Origin of the sequence: Paenibacillus sp. B-A-8, assembly GCF_048572915.1 — a bacterium.
Lineage (GTDB): Bacteria > Bacillota > Bacilli > Paenibacillales > Paenibacillaceae > Paenibacillus_AQ.
Genome location: NZ_CP183882.1, coordinates 6,582,307 through 6,599,252 on the forward strand (window position 1 = coordinate 6,582,307; position 16,946 = coordinate 6,599,252).

Below are 16,946 nucleotides of genomic sequence, written 5' to 3' on the forward strand. Positions count from 1 at the left end.
ATGTATTGAGATTACGACGCTGCCGTATTCGCTATAAACCACTCACCCAGCTCATGTACAGGCATCGGCCGGCCGTAATAATAACCCTGCATGACTCTACAACCCAGTGATTTCAGCAATTCGATCTGCTCTGGTGTCTCCACACCTTCTGCCACGACTTCCATATTCAGATGGGTCGCAATCGCAATAATATTGCTGATAATAGCTTTCTTGGAGTGCATCTTGCTGTTACGAATAAATACTTGGTCAATCTTGAGTGTGTTGACTGGGATCTCATCCAAATTACCAAGGGAGGAGAAGCCTGTCCCAAAGTCATCCAGCGATACTCTTACCCCAAGCATCCGAAGTCTGGACAACTGCGCAACCGTCTCTTTCATGTTATGCATCGCAATGGACTCCGTAATCTCCAGTTCGAGGAAGTGTGGTTCTAATTCTGAACATGTGAGTGCTTCCGCTACAACATCGTATAGACTTCCATCCTCAAACATCCTTGCGGACATATTAATTGATACCGGTACGTTAGCTATCTCTTCCTTATGCCAGAACTTGTTCTGGCTGCACACATCATGCAGCATCCAATAGGTAATCGGAACGATTAGTCCGGTTTCCTCTGCAATAGGAATGAATTCAGCTGGTGAAATGATCCCATGCTCTGGGTGTCTCCAGCGCAGCAATGCTTCAAGACCTACAGTAACATTTATATAGGAATCCCATTTGGGCTGATACACCACCATAAACTCAGAACGAGCTAACGCTTTACGAAGATCTTTTTCTAGCGACATCCGTCGCAGCTGATGGCGATTAGCTTCCTGATCAAACACACTGAACTTGTTCTTACCCGAATCTTTAGAAGTATAAAGAGCCGTATCCGCAGCTTTCATTAGCGTTGAGCGATCAGTCCCATGCAATGGTGTCATACTGATTCCAATGCTTGCAGTAACATAGAGCTCGTTACCCTGAATACGATAGAATCTCTTAAGTTCATGCATAATACGTTCTGCCTCTAACTGCGCATTTTCCAGCGTGCAATCTGGGAGAGCAATCAAGAATTCATCGCCGCCTAAACGGAAGACTTTCCCCTTATCTCTTACAGAACGAATTAATCTTACAGCAACCTCCTGCAGTAGCATATCCCCTATATCATGTCCAAGCGTATCGTTAATCGATTTAAAGCGATCCAGATCCACAAAAAAAACAGCACCCGATCTACTTCCGAAAAATTCATTTTTAAAATAGTGTTCCAATCCATGTCGATTCGGCAGCTCTGTTAATGAATCTTGATAGTCCATTCTCCCCGCGCATGCCTTAAACTTATAAAACATCAATAATCCAAGATAAGCGGATACTACTACAAGAGCTACGGCAGCACACTGAGTCCACACATCATAATAAACCTTTGTCCCGATCCTTAAAGAAAACAACCCGATATAATGCATAGCCGAAATTCCACTACCCAAAAGAATACCGCCTACTATTAAGCGCCATACTCCCAAACGTGTATCAGATGTTATATGGAATGCCAAATAACAGAACAACACACCAACCAATAGCGACAGTATAGATCTACCTGGATAGTAATTAACTTCAAAGGGTAAATAGCTCGCCATGATCCCAACATAATGTAGCACCCAAATACCGCTACCAAGCACAAAAGCCCCCGAAATCAGCCATAAGCGTCGAACTTTGCCGTTAGAACCGGAAACTTGCGCAATCAGATTCAGTGCGGAATAAGCAGCTGTCGCCACTAACGCCAATGATAGTAAAACAACCCAAACATTAAAGTGGATTCCCATTTTATCCATTAGTTAACCTCTTCACCGGTTTTGAATCCCGTAATCGCCCAGCGTATTTCTCAAGTAAACAATCCGTACACGAATATCAAATATGGAAGAGTGCGTAAAGATTATAGGTGATCCCAAAAAAAGAAACTTTAGATGTATTCTACTCTGTATTCAGAAGATTGTCTAAGTAAATACTGGAATTTATACCCTTTTTTATTACGCAAAAAATGTCCATATTTGACACAACCACTCAGGCCGGAAAATTTGAACTATGACTTGTTGGCGATACGGTTTTTGGAAAGGTAATTCGCCATATCCATAGATTCAAAACTACCAGAACTAACAAGTAAATATAAACTCCACCCGTAAACAAAGTGAAAACATAATGTATACCTGCCATCCCCATCAACAAGAATAACAACCCAAAGGAGTTTGCGGTGTAATCCTTCTGTTTAGCTGCCTCATAACGCTCTGAGAAAGGTAATACCGGGGGATAAGAACGAAAGCAAATGACCGCATAGATCAGCATTGCGAACAGCACTACTACTAAATCCGGCACAATCCGCGACCCAAACAACCAAAGATATACTATCGCTTCTATAGCGAATAAAGGGACTAGTAAGCGAACAATCGCTGCCTTAAGCATTCCACGATATATAGGTGCGGTGTTCGGTAGAGGAATCAGCTTATAAATCCAAGAACCTTTATAATCCGCAGAGTACCTTAGCATTAGAACAACCGTCTGAAGTAACGTCGCACCGAAGTAGATCATCAGATATGTGTTTGAATCCTTAATAGACGATGCATTCCCATCCCAAAAGATCCCAAATATAAAAATGAACGGGAAGACAATGGAATAACCGATTGCCGGATATACCTTTAACTTGAAGTCACGCTCATTCTTCATCATTGACCAGCTAAAACGAAAGAACATGCCCTCTACCGGGTTCTTACAAGTTACTTTCGACAACCAGTCCACCATTCGGTCGTTACTTTTACCAACGTTGCCTTGCTCTGAAAGCTTCTGTAAGCTCTTTTCGAATAAAGGCATCAGCTTAATATAAGCCGCAATCAGCAGAACCGGAATTACTAAAGCTAACGCCGAAAGCACCACGAAGTGTGTGTCTCTCGCTCCGCCAATCAGCATCTCAAATGGAGCTGCAAACCAAACCGGAGAAATCAAATACTGCCACCATGCCGGCTTAAAAGAGAGGCTCAATTCAGCAATATCGAACAGTCTAACAACGAGCTGATACCCTACTGTAATCCCTATAGTCAAAATGATCTGTACATAATTAATAATATCCTTGAGCTTCTCCCCGTCGAAAAACTTCATGATCAGTAAATACAGCAGCGCCGTAATGACGAGAATAAAGCAGTCCATCAGAATGATCTCAACAGCATATATTAGAAAAAATAGTACTCCCTGTTTGAACAGGCACAAAATCAGCGAAGGTCCGGTCAAGGTCAGCGTCACTGAAAATAAATAAATGAGAATGTGGATGCTCTTCGCCATGTTCAAGGTACGGCGGTTCACTGGCTTTGAAGCCAGTATGTTTTTATCCCGAAGATCAAGCATCACGGAAGAGAAATCAGAGATCAGTGTGGTCGTAATCATAAACATCACTACACCAAACACTAGACTCATCTGCAGCATATAGTTCCCCGTTAACATCATAAGAGGAATTAACATGACGCCAAAAAGTAAATAAATCCATTGCACACGCAGCGGGGAGCCCTCTTTCTTCTCCTCCTTTTTCTGCATTCCACCAAGCACTGTCGGTGTTCTTCTGCCGTCCATCGTTAATTTGACCTGTAGAATACTTCGCATCACGTCATAATCAACACCGATTCGGCTAAACCCACCCCGCAGCTTATCCAGAAGCTTCAGCACATAGAAATCAGTCATGAGAGGATACCTCTTGCATAACCGCAACAAATTCCCCAGCAATATCACGGTATTTATCAAATCCAGTTAATTGATTAAAAATATCCTCCAGCGAACCTTCACGGCCTTTCTCTTGAAGCTCCGAAAAACTCCCATCCGCCACGATATCTCCACCATCGATCAAAACAATCCGGCTACTGATCTTCTCCACCACATCCATGATGTGTGAAGAATAGAAGATGGTCTTCCCCCTTGCCGCCAAAGATGCAAAAATCTCCTTTACTACCATTACACTGTTAGCATCCAGACCGCTCAGCGGTTCATCTAGGAATAAAATATCGGGATCATGAAGCATGCTGGAGATCAGCAGTACCTTTTGTTTCATCCCTTTGGAGAAGGTTGCGATCCTCGAATCATAGGCTTTCTCAAGACCTAGCAAAGCCATTAGCTTTCCAGCTTTATAGTCGACATCACTACGCTTCAATCCATACAACTCACCTACAAAAGTTAGATACTCCCTAGCGGTGAGGCTATCATATAATTCGGCTACCTCCGGCACATAACCTATTCTTTTCTTATAAGAGACATCTCCATCAGCAATATCCCTACCGAAAATCTCTACTTTGCCGTTATAGCCTTCTACCAGACCGAGCATAATCTTAACAGTTGTACTCTTTCCTGCACCGTTAGGACCGATATAGCCAATGATTTGTCCTCTGTATACCTTAAGGTCAATGCCCTTTAGCACCATTCGATCAGTGTAGTTCATCCATAAACCAGAAATCGCAATGACTGGATCATCAGCAAGACCCATATCCTAATCCCCTCTCTAGCGACTAATTGACGATGTTAAAAATTACTATTTTATAAAATTACAATAATTGTATCATTCAACTGAATCCCACTCCATAATTTAACTCACTAATCTTATATCTATGAATGCTAATGCCCTTTTCAGCACAAAAGGGAGAACCCTTGGTTCCCCCTTAAAGTGTAGCGATCATCCCCCGCGAATTATTCCGCTTGATCCACTTGATCATATGAAGCTCTAGCCTGTTGAACCAATTCGTAATTTTTACTCGTCCACTGATTTAACGCTCTCATAGGTTCAAGTAATGATTCCCCTAAAGGAGTTAGAGAATACTCTACGATGGGCGGGACGGATGGTGTGATCTCGCGCTGGACCAGCCCATCTCGTTCCAGTTGCCGCAATGTTTGAGTTAGCATTTTTTTAGAGATGCCCTCAATTCTTCTTCTGATATCACTGTAACGAATGATTCCATCTTCCATGGCATAGATGACCAAAGCTGTCCATTTATTAGAGATAATGTCAAGGACCTTACTGTACCCACAAATCGATAACGAGATATCAGGCTCTACGGCATTCGTCGAAAATGGATGGTTCATATGAAGTCCTCCTATGCACTTTTTGGTTCCCTGGACACTATAAAGTGCCTTCTTACTTAAGTGTAGTTTATGGATTATTGTATGTCTATGCACTTCAAAAAGGAGAGATTGCTCATGAAACTATACGAAATTCAAAGTGAATTTGGCCTAGATCACCTGAAGACAGCCGAACGTCCAATTCCTAATCCTGGTCCTGGTGAAGTTCGGATAAAAATGCGGGCAGTTTCCCTTAACGCTAGGGATTTAGGTGTGATTGATGGCTTTTATAACCCGATTTTGAGCTCACCTTTAATCCCGGTATCCGACGGTGTGGGTGAAGTGGTCGCCTTAGGTGAGCATACGTCCAGATTCAAGATTGGTGATCGGGTAAGCGGTATTTTTACTCAAAGCTGGATTACGGGAGAACCTTCACAAGAAAATTGGGTGAGCTCGCTAGGAAGTCCGCTTGATGGGCTGCTAGCAGAATATGTTGTACTTCCCGAGAAGGGGTTGGTTCGTGTGCCAGATCTTTTGACAGATGAAGAAGCGGCAACACTTCCTTGTGCAGGTGTTACAGCATGGCATGCTATTGTTGAAGAAGGAAAGGTGAAAGCCGGAGAGACTGTGGTGATCCAAGGAACAGGCGGAGTTTCGCTATTCGCGCTTCAATTTGCCAAGCTTCACGGTGCACAGGTGATCATCACATCTAGCACCGATGAGAAGCTTCAGCGGGCCAAGGGATTGGGAGCAGATTTTGGTGTCAATTATTTAACAACCCCTGAATGGGATAAGGCTGTACTTGAGCTCACAGGGGGACGCGGAGCAGACCATATTGTTGATCTCGGTGGATCTTCCACATTAAATAAATCAATCGGGGCGCTGCGGGTGGGTGGAAGGGTCAGTCTGATAGGCGGTCTGTCAGGGTTCCAGGTGGAAGGCTTTGAAATTATCCCTGCAATTCTGAGAAAAGCGCGCCTTCAAGCCATCAATGTTGGAAGCCGTGACATGTTTGAGACGATGAATCGTGCGATCGAACAAAATGGACTTCGCCCGATCATTGATGCTGTATTTCCATTTGAACATTCTATTGAAGCATTGCAATACTTAGCTAAGGGTTCAACCTTCGGAAAAATTTGCATTAAATTTTAAGATTAGAAACCCCCTGCTTTTTTTTTGCAGGGGGTTCCAATGTAATATACAGCTGCTGCTTAATTATCTCGACAGCAAATTATAAATGACCTGTGCCGCTTGCGCTCTTGTAGTGACTTCTTTAGGACTCAGCTTACTATTTGCTCCTGTCACTACACCTCTTTCTACCAGCGCCTGAAGGGCTTCCTGTGCATAGCCAGCAATCTCCCCTGCATCACTAAAATCAGAAAGAGCTGCAGCCTTCTTCTCGGATGGCAGTTCACCTAGCGCTACGAGCGAGCGGTACAAGAGTGTAAATAACTCCTGTCTAGTGATCTGAATCTCTGGCTGGAATTGATTATCCCCCGAACCTGTGGCTACCCCAAGGCGCTTAGCAGTCGCGAGATAGTTCGTGTAATACGTATTGCCCGCATCCGTGAAATTATCCGTTGCGGTAGCGTCCGGTGTGATGCCGTAAGCATTCAAGAGTAAGACAATAAATTGCCCTCTAGTTATTTCAGCATTCGGACTGTAATGCTCTGCATCTGTACCGGATGTGATACTGCGTGCTGCAAGATAACCTACTGCACTGCTATACCATGAGGTGTCCGAAACATCCGCAAAGCGCACCTTGTTATATCCGATAATATATTGGGAGAAATGTGTGGTAACAAAATCTACAGTTCCCTTGGCAGCATTATAATTCCCGCGTACATTCTCCAAGCTTCCAGTGGTATTAATATGGTATACGATGACCGCATCTTTCTGTTCTCCTGCTTGGAGCGTATAGGGCACACTGATGTGGACACTGCCCCCGCCAAAGGTAGAAAGGGTGCTTTGGCCCGCCTTTACCGATAAATCATAAACCGGTCTGTCGCCGAGAACAGCCTTACCTTCTGCCGTTAACGAAACCTTAGCGATCGTTATGACAATATCCCCCGCATCCGAGGCTGCGCTGATACTTGCCAAAGATTTGGCATCGAGTGTAATCGTACCTACATTCTCATATTGAATGGTAATCTCGGCCTTCGTACCAGAGACTAACTCATTAATTATGCTTCTCGATAGGGTAAGCTCGGCAGTTTTGGTATCAGAAGTAGCTGCTACTTTAATTTCCAGTACAGCTTTCTTCCCATCCGCTTCTGCTTTTTTAGCAAGGTTCAATAGCTCGATAGCCGCTTCTTGCGTGATTGTAGCTGTGGTTACTCCTGTGGTTTTATCCGTTTTGGTTGCTGCTGTTGATGATAAATTCACAGTATTACCGGTTGTTGTTGCAGCAACCAGTTGAGGGCTTGCTGTTGGTGTTGGTGTAGCCGTGCTCGGCGCAGGATTGCTGCCGCCAGGCCCGCTTGTTCCTGGGTCTGAAATAGATACATAAGCAGGAACAACGATAGCGGTCACTGGACTTGCCTTATAACCTTCTTTCGCTGCGTATCGCACTTGATACGTACCTGGTATTAGACCTGTAATCTCTTTATCTGGTGCATACACATAATTAGTCACACTGGACAGCTTATATTCTAAGGCTGTTGTGGTTCCTGTAATTTTCCCATCATTGTTCGCTGTAGAGGTAGGTGCTACCCCCTGCAAACCGGATGGCGCTGCTTGCTCTGCAGTGAATACTGGAACAATCACTTCTGCTGCTCTGCCCGCATTAAATCCCTCTTTGGCTGCATATCTTACTTGATATATCCCCGGTACCAATCCAACGATCTCTACTTCTGTTGCATAGACATAATCGGTTACCGTTGATAGCTTATATTCCAAAACTTTCGTAGTCCCGGTAATTTTACCGTCATTATTGGCTGCGGTAGTCGGCGCTACGCCCACTAGCCCTGTAGGAGCTGCTTGCTCGCCATAGGCCGGAACTTCAACAGTAGCATCTTTACCTACGCTGTATCCTTCTTTTGCCGCAAATCTCACCTTATAAAAGCCCGGAGTAAGACCTGAGATGACTACGCCTGTTACAGGCTTATAATCAGTTTCTCCAGCACCATTGTACTCCTGCCCCTCAACTGAGCCCGTAATTTGCCCATCATCGTTAGCTTCAGAAGTAGGAGCTACCCCTAATAGACCTGTTGGAGCTGCTTGTTGATGGATATAAGCAGGCACCTCCACAATTACGTCTTCTCCAGCATTATAAGGAATAATCGTTGGTCCCGCTGCGTTCGTTGGACCTTGATATCCTGATGTAGCCGCATATCTTACTGTATAAACACCAGGCGCAAGCCCTGTAATCGCTGAACCTGATACTTGCGTATATGCCGTATCTCCAGCCAGCTTATATTCCAAGGCCGAACTTGTGCCCAAGATTTGCCCATCCTTACTGTCTGCTGCGGTTGGTGCTACACCTGTAAGTCCAGCAGGCACAGCTTCAAGTTTTGAGAATAGCTTATCCAGCGCTGTTGTAGTGTTAGTGTATCTGGCTCCAATTGGGTAATTAGCCTGCACGTAATCCGGTTGGATGTTCGTCCAGCTATACATAAGCTCAATATGCCCTAGAATAGGTGCATTAGTACCACTTGCATCTTTGTTGTCCTTGTTATACGTGAACAGATATGGAACCTGAAGTCTATCTCCTATCACAGTATTTCCAAGCTCATTCACATAACTAATCACAGATGGTTTAGCTGCTGTATTGTTCTCGGTCTTAATATTGGTCAGATAAGTACGGACCAGATCAACATACAAATTTGCATATGGATGATTGGTTGTTCTAATCTGAAGCTCATTATTATTATGCGGATTAGCGTTGCCCTTAGTGCCGCTGTTGTTGCTTGGTTCAGCAACCGTCACCCCAGAGTCGAGCTTCGTATCGAAGAAGTAGACCTTATCGATATTATGTTTTTTGGCATACTCGTTAATATATTTGATAACTGCTTGTGTGTTGGGGCACCATGAGCCGCCTAACAAAATCGCATAGTTGCCATCACTCGCCAAAATTTGCTTCAGCTGATGATAGGTCACATGTTCATACACGAGCGTACCGTCCGATTCGTTGAAGATCGTAGGTTTGCCCTCATTTTCGCCCTCATAGTTCTTGTTAAATGCGGCCTTGATATAAGCAGATTCATCGATCGTGCTATACCCAGAAGCGGCACTAAGTACCTCTCTTACTGATGCTTTATACGCATTAACCTTCGTCGCATCAAGTGTTCCGTTCGTCAGGAACTCATTCCACGAGTAGCTCTTATCCAGATAGGATACAACAGGAGCGATATTTCCTTGTGCATCCTTGTGATCCTTGTTGTATACCAAGAGAAATGGAGATTCGATCTTATTAGCAGTTACGACATCCCCGTTTTTATTGGTATAGCTAACATTGCGTTCTGGAACGTCCTTCGAGGACAGATTCAAATTCTTTAAATATTTGTTTACCAGGTCAACGTATTTGTAAGCAAATTTATTATTGCTGTCTGCAATCTGGAGCGTGTCACCGTCCAGCTTAGTATCAAAGTTATAAATCGTAGAGATGCCATATTCTTTAGCTACTTCATTGATAAAGCCGATATCGGCCTGTGTATTCTCGCTCCAAGCGCCGCCAACCAGAACAGCGTAAGTGCCTTCACTCTCAAAAAGATGAACGATATCCTCATAGGTTGCCGTTTTAAATACATGGCTAGCATCATTCAAACGGTCATAAACATGACTGAAATAATCAAAGTGGCTTACACCACTATTTGAGGCTAAAGAGGTTAGTGCCTCTGCCTTATCCGTTTCGGCATTAACTCTGCCCGCTTGAAAAGGCAGGGCAAGCAGGGAAGCTGCTAGAAGCAGCGTTACAATTTTTTTGAATCGCAATGGTTTTATCATTTATGTGCACCTCGCCTTATATCGATTTATGTGATGAATTTGCTGAAAGGAATCCTGAATGAGCACGTGCCCCATCAAGGACAAACCTCTTCCTCAGCGGCAGGTGCGGGTGCTTGAGCCGGTTCCGCTGGCGCTGGCGCGCTGACGGTGGATGATGGTGCATTAGTAGAGGTCTTTGGCTGAGCTACCTCAGCCACTGGAGCGGCCGTCGCTTTAACCACCTCAGTTGTAGAGAAGGTAATGGATTTCGATTTTGAAGGTGCTTCCGTTGCCGTTACCGCAGGAGCCGAAGTTGCCTTTGGCTGAGCAGATACAACAGGAGCAGACGTTGGTTGAGCCGCTTTGGCGGTTACGATTGCTTTGGGAGCCGTCGTAGGCGCAGCGGTTGGAGCCGGTGTTGCTGTCTGGGTTTGTGTTTTGACAGTAGCAGCAACCGTGGTTGTAGTTGTTGCAGCCTTAGCGGTGTCCGCCGCTGGAGCTGCGGTCGCCTTAGGTGCAGCTTCACCCACTACAGGAGCAGCTGAGTCAACGGTCTTAGTCTTTGAATCTACTGTGGCATCTGGAGCAGCAGTCGCTTCTGCCGAGACAGTCTCCACTGCTGGAGCTGAAGATTCCGGCTGAACCGTTTCTACAACTGGTGCCGATGTGGCTTCTGCTTGAACAACGACTGCGGCCGCTGCAGTAGCTACAGGTGCAGCCGCTGCAGAAACGGATACTGCTGTATTACTGCTTGCTTCAATAGATGCTGCCTCTGCTGTCTTTTTATTAGCGGATACTGCGGCATACGTCAGTGCGGAGAAGACGACAGTAGCAGCAACCAAAGATATCGTAAGCTTTTTCATATGTGTATCATCCTTTTCAATTAAAATAACACCCAACACGGCACGTAATACGTACCTGTTGAATCTCTGGCTGTCCAGTAGATCCATGCTTCTTAACTACCATTGTTGTACCTTAACCCCTTATTTCTCCTTTCTCTAAAATAAAAAGAGACTCAACGAGACGCCTAACTAAGCGTCTTTCGTTGAATCTCCGGCTGTCCAGTCGATTCCAATTGGTCTAACGATTAAGTTCCATATTATTCATGCAAGAATCTCTTGTCAATCAATTTTTATTTTTCACATGGTTTTTGTCGGGATTGATTATTTTTAACATATTATTACATTGACTTTACTATAAATTCTATATAGATTGATCTCAATAGGATTAATCATATTAAAAAACTAGGTTTAAGGGGGTATTAGTAGTGAACATAGATAACAACTTGTTATCCGCCATCGAAACGAACTGGTATGGATTTGTAGCTTCCATATTTGTTTTTGCAATTTTGTTTCTACTGGCACGTAAACGCATTGGATTTGGTACTCGAGTACTCATCGGACTTGGCATTGGACTAATTGCCGGAATATTCTTTCAATACTTCGATTTAGAGACCAAAGCCATCAGCACATTCGGCAGCATTTATGTCAGCTTGATTCGCATGCTCGTCATTCCTTTAGTATTTGTACTCGTATTGAACAGTATTTCTTCCTTAACCAATCTGGAGTATTTGCGTAAAATAGGAATCAACACCTTCGCCTGGTTCCTCGGAACGACGGGTATCGCTTCTATTATTGGCCTATCTGTTGCATTACTGTTCAATCCTGGTCAAGGGATACAACAGGACGTACCTGCAGATTTCGCCGCTCGGGAAATCCCGACCTTCTCACAGGTTATTCTGGATCTTGTGCCGTCTAACCCTGTGAATGAAGCAGCTACAGGTAAGGTTGTGCCTCTGCTCATTTTTGCTATCTTCTTAGCAGTAGCTATTATCAAGATTGGCTCCAAGAAACCGGAAGCCGTGAAACCTGTACGTGATCTTATTGAATCCCTGACACTGATACTGCATCAGGTCGTGAAATTCATTATTCGCTTGACGCCTTACGGTGTCTTCGCACTGATTGCAGGAATTACCGCACGTTATGGCTGGGAAACGTTGCAGGAGCTGGGCAGTGTAATTATTACCTCATATGTCGCAATGATTATACATTTTGTTCTTATCTTTGGCGGGTTGGTTCTATTAGTAGCGAAGGTGAATCCAATTCGTTTCTTCCGCAAAATCTATCCAACCATTACCGTTGCCTTCACGACTAGAAGCAGCTACGCAACACTTCCTGTCAATCTTGAAGTCATTACGAAGCGCCTTCATGTCTCCCCGCGGATCGCGAGCTTTATTGCGCCGTTAGGAGCATCGGTCAACTTCAATGCGTGCGGTGGCATTTGGCCGGCAATTGTGGCTGTGTTTACCGCCCAAGTATTCGGTATTGATCTGAACTGGACTGACTACATTACGCTGGTCTTAGTAAGTATTATCTCTTCTATTGGTGTAGCTGGCGTACCTGGACCAGCCGTAATCTCCACTACGGTAGTCTTAACCGCTCTTGGTCTGCCGCTTGAAGGAATCGCTATCGTTGCAGGTGTAGAAGCGCTCATCGATATGGGTCGTACCGCTGTAAATGCAACAGGAACAGCTGTAACCGCGCTGTTGGTCGCCAATTCAGAAGGTGAATTCGACCGCGAAGCCTTTAATAGCAATAATGACGAAGATGATATTCTCTTGAGCACAGTTTAAAATCCGAACATGCAAGCAAAAACGCCTTCGGCGTCCCCAAAGGACGGTACGCGTTTATGCGAGAAATATAAAAAACCTTCGACTATCTGCTTATAGCAGATAGCCGAAGGTTTTTTCGCGTACATCTATATTAGATTCAGCTGTTACAGCATACTAATTCTTTGCCGTTGTTTTGCTGAAGCAAGGCAGGTTTCAACCAGCCGCATACTTAGCACCGGATCCTCCGGTGCAATGAGTCTCTTACCTGTGAACACAGCGGCTGCAAAATCATCCACCTGCCGAATGTATGGATTAGCCCCTGTGGCATCGATTCGTCTCACCTCATCGCCAGTGTACACAAAGAATTCCGCATCCTCGTCTCTAGCGTTGAAAGGCATAGGCACCTCTATTCGCCCCTCAGTCCCAAGAATCTCCAAGAGCTGACGGTTATATGCCCACATTCCGCAATCAAAGATCAAGCTTAAACCATTTGGAAACTCTACCAGCCCTGAAGCCATCATATCTACATTATCATGCTCAGGGGAGAACTTCGCATGCACGGTCACAGCTTCCGGCTCCGTCCCAAACAACAGTCGCGCCGCGCTTAACGGATAACAACCAACATCATAAAGCGAGCCGCCACCCCAAGCCGATTTAAAACGAATATTTGAAGTGTCTGTAGCATCATTGTAAGTAAATGTACCTCGAATCGAGCGTAATTCTCCGATTTCACCACTAGCGATAATGTCCTGGAGTTCAGCAATACGTGGATGGTGCCGATACATGTACGCTTCTGCTAAGTGAACGCCTGCATCATTGCATGCTTTCACCATCTCTGCGGCCTCTGCACTGTTCAGCGCGATCGGTTTCTCACACAACACATGCTTACCCGCTTCTGCCGCACGGATCACCCATTCTCGATGAAGATGATTAGGGAGCGGAACATAAACCGCATCAATTTCTTTATCCGCAAGTAACTCTTCATAACTTCCATATGCCTTCTCTATTCCGAACTCTGCGGCTACAGCGCTGCTTTTTTCCAAGCCACGACTTGCTACCGCTGTAATCACTCCTGAATCTGAATTCATGATAGCTGGCATCACTGAACCTGTCGCAATCTGCGCACAGCCTATGATTCCCCACCGAAGTTTTTGTACCATGATGGCTACACACCTCTTCCCTTGGATTAGTTACTATACTTTAAGACACCTTATCATAGAATGAAACTCATCACTAATAGAAAAGAACTGTTACAACGCAAAAAAGCAGCAGCCAAAGGAGCTTAGACTCCGATGGATACTGCTTTTTAATTCAGGGAAAAAATTACATTATCCTATTTAACAGCACCGCCGCACCAAGCACAGCAATACGCGCAGCGTTCATCAGCACGAAATTTTTGACGGCAAGAATAAAGGTACTCGCCTTCTCCTGCTTCCGTGTGAATACATCGATATTTCGGTGCAGTGGAATCAGTGTAAGTAGAATTGCCAAGACAAGAATAGGGTTAATCCCCAAGATCAGCAGCACTACAAGATCCAGATAAGAGACATAGTAGAGATATTTAAACAGCACGAGCGCATTGCGGCGGCCAATATAGACCGGAAGCGTATATCTGCGGTTCTCCACGTCTTCATCAATATCACAAATATTATTAGCGAGCATAATCCCTGCAATCCCCAGAATCGCGGGAACAGAGAACCAGAACAGGTACAGCACTTCCACAATGTTGATATTCAGACTGGCCCAACCGTTCTGAAGCAGCAGCGATACCACATGATTATCTGTATGAATATAGGCAGAGATAAAAATAATGACAAAGCCCATAAACAAACCTGAGAACAGCTCACCTAACGGCATCCGCGAGATCGGAATCGGCCCGAACGAATAAAGGATACCTATTAAGAACGACAGCCCACCCAGCAAAAAGACCAGCAAACCCGTCTGCGTAACAAGCGCAATCCCGCCCCCTGCAGCCAGAACTAGCAAAATAACAATCGTCGCCACAACGGTGCTCTCTTTTAGCTTAAAATGTACAATCGCATTATGCGTCTCATAGCCATAGCCGTGGGTTTTGGAAGCTTTTTTGAAATCGTAATAGTTGTTAATCGCCGTTGTCGCCATATCAAAACTAAGCAAAGAAACGAACATCAACGCAAAACGTAACACATAAAAATCCTCAAACCGATACAGGGCATACAGCGTTCCCATTAGAAAGGGAATCATACTGGCTACTTTTGTCGGCAGCTCCACAAATCTTAGAAAGCTTTTAATATTCACACCATACACCCTTATTTATCAAATGAGCCTGCAAGGCATTACTGTTCAGTCGTTGTGATCTTCACTGGGGACCATTCTGCAATAACCGTTTGTCCATGCACAGACACGCTGCCTTCAGGACTCAGATCCTTCTCTGTCATAATTCCGAGCGCTACTGTAAAGTTGTTGAATTTGATCGGGATATTTTTCTCACGGCGTACTTCTTTGCCATTCAAATAGAATACAGCCTCATCGTTGCCACGGTGGTACGTAATGCGGTAAGTGTTAAATTCACGTGGTTTGAAATCCGTATCTTCTTTAAAAATGCAGAAATATTTCGTGCCTGTGCTCTCTGGTACTTGTACCCCCGGGAACGGCAGAATACCATACACACTAGCATATTTATCATTTCCCGCAAAAAAGTCAAGCGCCGCACCTGTCGTAAAATCAAGCAGATTCAGCGATACATAACCGTCGTACAAATCTCCAGGTGCTGTCCCTTGTGTACGGCTGCGAATTTGCAGCTCAAAGCTTATCTCTCCCGCCTCAGGAATTACCACTGGCTCCGCGGAGTAATACATATGCTTAGCATTGTCTAGAATTTGTACTTGATGGTTCTCACGGGATAGTTTTGCGCGTACATAGAGCGTGTCATTACGAACAATAACTACCGCTTCCGGTTCACGATAAGCCCAGAACGATCCATCAGGCAGTGTAAATCCACCTGTCTTCCAAACCTTTCCTTCTTCTAAAATAGAGTGGAAATCTCCAAGAACCATTTGGCTGCCTTTAGCGTTTTGTTCTTCCTTCATTAATTCCTTGTCCTTCTTTTCCATGAAAGCTCACTCCTTCTGTATGTTAACTTTAGTATCAGAATAATCCTTGAATTAGTAATGCTGCTGCCATCACTACTCCGCAACGAACGGAGGCTTTTTGTGAAGCACCCATGAGCGGGATATAGGCTGGCGAAGCATTATGTGGCTTCAGTCCACGATAAATACGAATCGGCCAGAAGGCTGTAACCAAGGCCAACAGTGCATAAACTGGAAGTACGCCCATCAGTACACAGATCACAACAGAGGCGTAACCGGTGAAAAGAAGTACACGTGAGAATACAAGTGCCTTTTGTTCCCCCCATACTACAACAAGCGTAAGCTTACCCGCCTGCTCGTCTGCTTTCCAGTGTAGGAAATGGTGATTAAACAACAGTAATGTAGTCAAGAATCCAACCGGCAATGAAAGAATTACAGGCTTCAGACTAAAATGACCGGTTTGTACGAAAAAGGAACCTAACACAGGCATAATCCCAAAAGCTATAAAGATAGCCATCTCGCTGTATCCCTTACCGCGATATCCATAACGCAGTGGCGGGGCTACATAGAAATAAGCAATTAAAGCACCCACAAGCACAAACCAGAGGATGTTCCAACCGCTATATATACTTAGAATTCCACCGCAGATTAGGGCAATAGCCAGCATACTCCAGGTCATCCTTGCATAAAAAGACTCCGAGAGGATCCCACCTGTGAGTAGCCCGGAGTTTGTGCTGATTTCACCAGCGGAATTCTTTGCTTCTGTATCCGTTCCATTGCGGAAATCCCACAGATCATTCACCATATTGGAGAATAGATGCGCCGAAATCGCCCCTATTAAGGTAAGAATAAATAAAACCGGATGGAAAGTCCCTTCCCATACATATGCCCCAACGGTCCCCAAAACAATCGGGATGAGCATAACAGAAAAGCTCCAAAACCGGGTCGCCTTGGTAAATAATGTCCATTTGTTCACTTCAAGCTTACCGCCTTTTCTTTATGACTTGATAATAATTATCACTGACTATTATACATCAATTTTCAACAGATTGTGAAGAATATCACTGCATATAATGTCTAATCTTGGCATAGTTTCTCCGTTTGTTTGGCTTAGGAGCCTGATAATTGAAGCTGGACCTGACAATAACTTCTTTATTTATCATTAGACCACCATTTTACAACAAAAAATGAGTGTTGTTTTATAGGCAAGCACATACCGATATGATATGATAGGCAAGCCTATGAACAGCGCTCTTTGAGTGCTGTTTTTAAGAGCGTAAAACTATATATAA

Annotated in this window: 12 protein-coding genes; 2 read left to right on the top strand and 10 right to left on the bottom strand. The window is 44.5% G+C overall.

Features of this window, described 5'->3' with window-relative positions:
* Positions 1–11: 11 nt before the first annotated feature.
* From ACN6MV_RS29720 to ACN6MV_RS29735, 4 genes are all read right to left on the bottom strand, one after another.
* Entirely contained in the window at positions 12–1,802 is a 1,791-nt protein-coding gene (locus ACN6MV_RS29720; protein ID WP_419885398.1) for an EAL domain-containing protein, read from the bottom strand.
* Between the two features lie 229 nt (positions 1,803–2,031).
* Positions 2,032–3,690, bottom strand: a complete 1,659-nt coding sequence (locus ACN6MV_RS29725) for a hypothetical protein (RefSeq protein WP_419885399.1) — start codon at positions 3,688–3,690, stop codon at positions 2,032–2,034.
* Complete coding sequence (locus ACN6MV_RS29730; protein ID WP_375104253.1) at positions 3,683–4,483, bottom strand: ABC transporter ATP-binding protein; 801 nt, start codon at positions 4,481–4,483, stop codon at positions 3,683–3,685. Before ACN6MV_RS29730 ends, ACN6MV_RS29725 begins: the two co-directional genes overlap by 8 nt.
* A gap of 200 nt (positions 4,484–4,683) precedes the next feature.
* A complete protein-coding gene (locus ACN6MV_RS29735) occupies positions 4,684–5,076 on the bottom strand; it encodes a winged helix-turn-helix transcriptional regulator (protein ID WP_042131445.1) in 393 nt (130 codons plus the stop codon).
* Positions 5,077–5,190: 114 nt separating this feature from the next.
* Here ACN6MV_RS29735 and ACN6MV_RS29740 point away from each other — a divergent pair, with 114 nt between their 5' ends.
* Positions 5,191–6,204 (top strand): zinc-dependent alcohol dehydrogenase family protein, encoded by a 1,014-nt coding sequence (locus tag ACN6MV_RS29740; protein WP_419885400.1) that lies wholly within the window; start codon positions 5,191–5,193, stop codon positions 6,202–6,204.
* 63 nt (positions 6,205–6,267) lie between these two features.
* Here the strand turns inward: ACN6MV_RS29740 and ACN6MV_RS29745 are convergent, their stop codons facing one another.
* Positions 6,268–9,996, bottom strand: coding sequence for an S-layer homology domain-containing protein (locus ACN6MV_RS29745; RefSeq protein WP_419885401.1), 3,729 nt, complete (start codon positions 9,994–9,996; stop codon positions 6,268–6,270).
* Positions 9,997–10,070: 74 nt separating this feature from the next.
* Positions 10,071–10,838, bottom strand: a complete 768-nt coding sequence (locus ACN6MV_RS29750) for a hypothetical protein (RefSeq protein ID WP_419885402.1) — start codon at positions 10,836–10,838, stop codon at positions 10,071–10,073.
* A 410-nt stretch (positions 10,839–11,248) separates the two neighbouring features.
* Between ACN6MV_RS29750 and ACN6MV_RS29755 the strand changes: the two genes are divergently transcribed.
* Positions 11,249–12,607 carry a dicarboxylate/amino acid:cation symporter gene (locus ACN6MV_RS29755; protein WP_419886836.1) on the top strand — a complete coding sequence of 453 codons (1,359 nt, stop codon included), beginning with the start codon at positions 11,249–11,251 and terminating at the stop codon, positions 12,605–12,607.
* Between the two features lie 143 nt (positions 12,608–12,750).
* Here the strand turns inward: ACN6MV_RS29755 and ACN6MV_RS29760 are convergent, their stop codons facing one another.
* From ACN6MV_RS29760 to ACN6MV_RS29775, 4 genes are all read right to left on the bottom strand, one after another.
* On the bottom strand, positions 12,751–13,746 hold the full coding sequence (locus tag ACN6MV_RS29760) for a Gfo/Idh/MocA family protein (RefSeq protein WP_419885403.1): 996 nt from the start codon (positions 13,744–13,746) through the stop codon (positions 12,751–12,753).
* A 163-nt stretch (positions 13,747–13,909) separates the two neighbouring features.
* A complete protein-coding gene (gene menA, locus ACN6MV_RS29765) occupies positions 13,910–14,863 on the bottom strand; it encodes a 1,4-dihydroxy-2-naphthoate polyprenyltransferase (protein ID WP_419885404.1) in 954 nt (317 codons plus the stop codon).
* 38 nt (positions 14,864–14,901) lie between these two features.
* Positions 14,902–15,678 carry a DUF6081 family protein gene (locus tag ACN6MV_RS29770; protein WP_249923585.1) on the bottom strand — a complete coding sequence of 259 codons (777 nt, stop codon included), beginning with the start codon at positions 15,676–15,678 and terminating at the stop codon, positions 14,902–14,904.
* A 34-nt stretch (positions 15,679–15,712) separates the two neighbouring features.
* On the bottom strand, positions 15,713–16,630 hold the full coding sequence (locus ACN6MV_RS29775; RefSeq protein ID WP_076120223.1) for a prenyltransferase: 918 nt from the start codon (positions 16,628–16,630) through the stop codon (positions 15,713–15,715).
* Positions 16,631–16,946: the final 316 nt, after the last annotated feature.